The organism is Pelovirga sp. (genome assembly GCF_059864205.1).
The window spans coordinates 1-3374 of record NZ_JCBCBS010000101.1; the positions used below are offsets into that span (position 1 = coordinate 1).

Sequence of the window (3374 nt, forward strand, 5' to 3'; positions counted from 1 at the left end):
TCGGCCACGCCCTGGCGTAACTCGCGGTGATGATCAATGCGGGCAACGCCCAGATCTTCGTACGGCAGATGCTTGAGCTGGTTGACCGCATCGCTGACACTGAGATTGCCGGAAACAAGTTGCTCCAGCAGGGTGGTCAATTGGTTCTGATTCATAGAAATGTTTTCTGCCGGGGGTTACAATCCCAGCTCAGGGGCTATGTCCTGCATGGCTTCGAGACTTAAGTCACAAAAATCCGGGATGCTGACGCCGATTTTTTCACACTCGCTGATGATGTCCCGGTTAGCTCCCGCAGCAAAGAGTTTTTCCTTGAAGCGTTTGCGGACCGATTTGGGTTTGACGCCGGCCAGTTTTTTGTCAGGATAGACCAGGGCGGTAGCGGTGATCAGGCCGGTGATGGTTTCGCCAGCCGCCAGGGCGTGGTGGAGCGGCTGGCTGCGCCGTTGCTCATGAGCATGTTCATTGTGCAGGCAGATGGCCTCGATGATCTCTTCGGTAACCCCTTCTTCGCGCAGGATGCGGGCTGTTTCATGGGTATGACGGTGCATGTCGTCCTTGGTCAGTTCGGCGTCCAGGTCGTGCAGCAGACCGGTCAGGCGCCACAGGGTTTCATCAGCGCCCAGATGGCGAGCCAGTTTGCCCATCACCGCCTCAGAGGCCAGGCTGTGGTTGCGCAGGTTGGGTTGGTTGACATATTGCTTCAGCAGGTCAAGAGCGCGTGCGCGGGAAATACCATAATCCATTTTTTGGGCTCCATATTAGTGATATCGGCAGGACATCATAGCAAAAACTCTTCAGTGTTGCCAAAACAACCAGCATGCTCGCAACAAGCGTTGACTTGTGCTTGGGACGCGCAGTAGTTTGCCGGAAATGCCTTTTACTGTGAACGGGAAATTAAATGATGATGGCTGTTAACGACGATCTGCCCTTGAGCAGAACCAAGAAGAAACAGCAGGCACAGCAGATTGCCGAGCTGGCCGGGCAGCTGTGTGAGTTGTCGGATAATCGCTTCGGACGCATTGACCTGCCGGCTGAGATAGTTGCCGAAGCCCAGACGGTGCGCCAGACCGGCGGACGCGGATCACACAAACGGCAATTGAAATATCTGGCGGGGTTGTTGCGGGAAGATCCCGATGCCGTTGAATCCCTAAGGGTACAGCTGGAGGGGATGGATCAGGTTGATCGCAGCGACAAAAAGCAGTTTCATTCCCTGGAAAAAATGCGCGACCGTCTTTGTGACCCTGAGCAGTTTGACCAGGCTTGTGCAACGTTGCAGGATCAAGCACCGCAACTCGACATGAAAACCATCATGCGCCTGGCCAGGTCGGTTCATCAGCATGGTGACAAGCGCGCTTATCGCGACATTTTCAAGCGGCTGCGGGAAGGGATGGCCTGATCAGTATTTATTGCCGGCTATATCGTTTTTCTGCCTATAAACAACAGCCACCGTTAAAAACAGGGTGGCTGTTGTTTATGTATTTATGTTGATTTAGGTCTGTCTGACGAAGGTCAGGCAATTTCTTTGTTGGTTAGTAGGGAGCTTTAATCTTGGACAGTTGTTCCTTGCTGATTCCCGGAGTGTCGCCCCTGGCATTAAAGCGATTCAGATTCCAAGCACCTTCACCCATCCATGTTTTGATGGTCTGCAGGTTTTTGGCGCGTTCCTCATCATTGCTGCCTAAGTATTGATACATATTGCCGGGTTTGCCGCCGGATGCGCTGCCATCGTCAAGGCGTCTCATCATGGCGCCGGTTTCCGGCCAGACGACAAAGTTCATGAAATGGGGGTAGGTGTTCATGCGCGGGGCAGTGGTTTTGCGTTCCTCACCGAGCAGGTTCCATTCGTTGACCTCGGGAGCATGGTCACCATGGCACATGGCACATTTCGCCTCTACCATGGGAGCAATGGCGTTTCTCCAGGTGGGGCCTGAGCCGTGACTGGAGGCGATAACAAGACCGGAAACGCCCAGGGTGATAAAACTCGCAACGGTAGCCAACAGCAAAATTTTTCTTTTCAACATGCATTCTCTCCTTCAGTTGATAAGAATGAACTTCAATAAAATAATTGTGCGTAGAATAACGGGTTTTTTACGCAAGATCAAGTTTTAATGAAAAATCCTTTCAAGATAGCAAGATCTAACCGCAGTCTTTGTATTAAATCGTTGCTTGGTTAGAAAGGACTTTCGTATCCTATCCTTGCACCGGGTCGGGAATCCTATGTCAAGGGAAGCGATTGTTTCCCGTTGGGTCATCCATGACCGCTTGTTGTCGCCGTCCATTGCGCCAAACACCCTGCGCAAGGATAGTGCTGAATAGTTACGTTCAACTTAGAGAATACGAGGGACAAGATGGGTTATGGTACCAGCAGGGCTCCTGTTGCCTGGGCGGGGTTGGGGCTAGTGGCGCTGATCGTGATAGCGTTCTTTTGGGCCTGGTGGGCTGATGTCGGGGCCTGGTTGGTGCCTGAACGTTTATCCGGCTGGATTGAAGGTTGGGGGGTGTTTGGACCCTTGCTGTTGATGCTGGTTATGGTTCTGGCCGTTATTGTCGGTCCGATACCGACCATACCGATAAGCATGACTGCGGGTTTGGTCTGGGGGGTCTGGCTGGGCGCCTTGTATGCCGCAGCCGGGGCCTTGGTCGGCGCCTTAGTGGCTTTCTGGATTGCTCGCAAAGCTGGTCGTGAACTGATTGTTCGCATGGTTGGAGGCCATGTCATTTACTGTCGTGAGTGCAGTGATACCATGTTGTTCGGTGTTGTGCTGGGGGCGCGACTCATTCCCATCGTTTCTTTCGCTTTCGTCAGTTATGGCGCCGGATTGACGGCGATGTCGGCACGTGCTTTTGCTGTTGCTACATTGATAGGGATGATGCCGATGACCATTGTTTACACGGGTTTTGGTGCCGTTATCACAACAGGTCACCTCCCGCTGGTGGTCGCCGGATTGTTTTGCGTGCTGTTGATGTTGTTGCTTCCACGAGCTGTTGAGCGTTATAACCTCTTCGGTATGCGCCGGTTTTTTGCTCATCTGCGGCAACAATCAGGGTCTGAAAATACCCATAAATCCGGCAAATGAAACAGAAGTGGTGATCAATGCCATCATGACACCAGGCCGGCCATTGCATGGCTCCCAGGCTCAGAGCCTTCAGATCGACAATTGCAACCGATGAGCAACAGATGTAACTGTTCAGCACCGGGTCGGTAAACGGAGGACACAATACCAATGAAGCTCATCGTTGGTTTTGTGTTGCCCGTTTACGAAAAACCCTGTCGGGCGCGTGTCCGCCCCGGCAGGGTAAAGCCGTCTTCCTGACGCGCCGCCCGCTTCAGTGGCGGTGCTGTCGATGTTAGGGCTGGGCGCAGGTGCCGATAT

4 protein-coding genes are annotated in these 3374 nt (G+C 53.0%); 2 read left to right on the plus strand and 2 right to left on the minus strand.

All coding sequences use genetic code 11. From position 1 onward, the window contains the following. Positions 1 to 176: 176 nt before the first annotated feature. Positions 177 to 743 carry an HDIG domain-containing metalloprotein gene (locus tag AC6F7T_RS06610; RefSeq protein ID WP_500717207.1) on the minus strand — a complete coding sequence of 189 codons (567 nt, stop codon included), beginning with the start codon at positions 741 to 743 and terminating at the stop codon, positions 177 to 179. Between the two features lie 155 nt (positions 744 to 898). Here AC6F7T_RS06610 and yjgA point away from each other — a divergent pair, with 155 nt between their 5' ends. Next, positions 899 to 1396 carry a ribosome biogenesis factor YjgA gene (gene yjgA, locus AC6F7T_RS06615; RefSeq protein ID WP_500717208.1) on the plus strand — a complete coding sequence of 166 codons (498 nt, stop codon included), beginning with the start codon at positions 899 to 901 and terminating at the stop codon, positions 1394 to 1396. Between the two features lie 133 nt (positions 1397 to 1529). Here yjgA and AC6F7T_RS06620 read toward each other — a convergent pair whose 3' ends face one another. After that, positions 1530 to 2021 carry a cytochrome C gene (locus AC6F7T_RS06620; RefSeq protein WP_500717209.1) on the minus strand — a complete coding sequence of 164 codons (492 nt, stop codon included), beginning with the start codon at positions 2019 to 2021 and terminating at the stop codon, positions 1530 to 1532. A 390-nt stretch (positions 2022 to 2411) separates the two neighbouring features. Here AC6F7T_RS06620 and AC6F7T_RS06625 point away from each other — a divergent pair, with 390 nt between their 5' ends. Next, positions 2412 to 3077: a VTT domain-containing protein gene (locus AC6F7T_RS06625; protein ID WP_500717210.1), complete on the plus strand. Its 666-nt coding sequence runs from the start codon at positions 2412 to 2414 to the stop codon at positions 3075 to 3077. The last annotated feature ends 297 nt before the right edge of the window (positions 3078 to 3374 follow it).

Coding starts and splice junctions, on each gene's coding strand:
- AC6F7T_RS06610 (WP_500717207.1), bottom strand. CDS start 743: ATGGATTATGGTATTTCCCGCGCACGCGCTCTTGACCTGCTGAAGCAA.
- AC6F7T_RS06620 (WP_500717209.1), bottom strand. CDS start 2,021: ATGTTGAAAAGAAAAATTTTGCTGTTGGCTACCGTTGCGAGTTTTATC.
- yjgA (WP_500717208.1), top strand. CDS start 899: ATGATGATGGCTGTTAACGACGATCTGCCCTTGAGCAGAACCAAGAAG.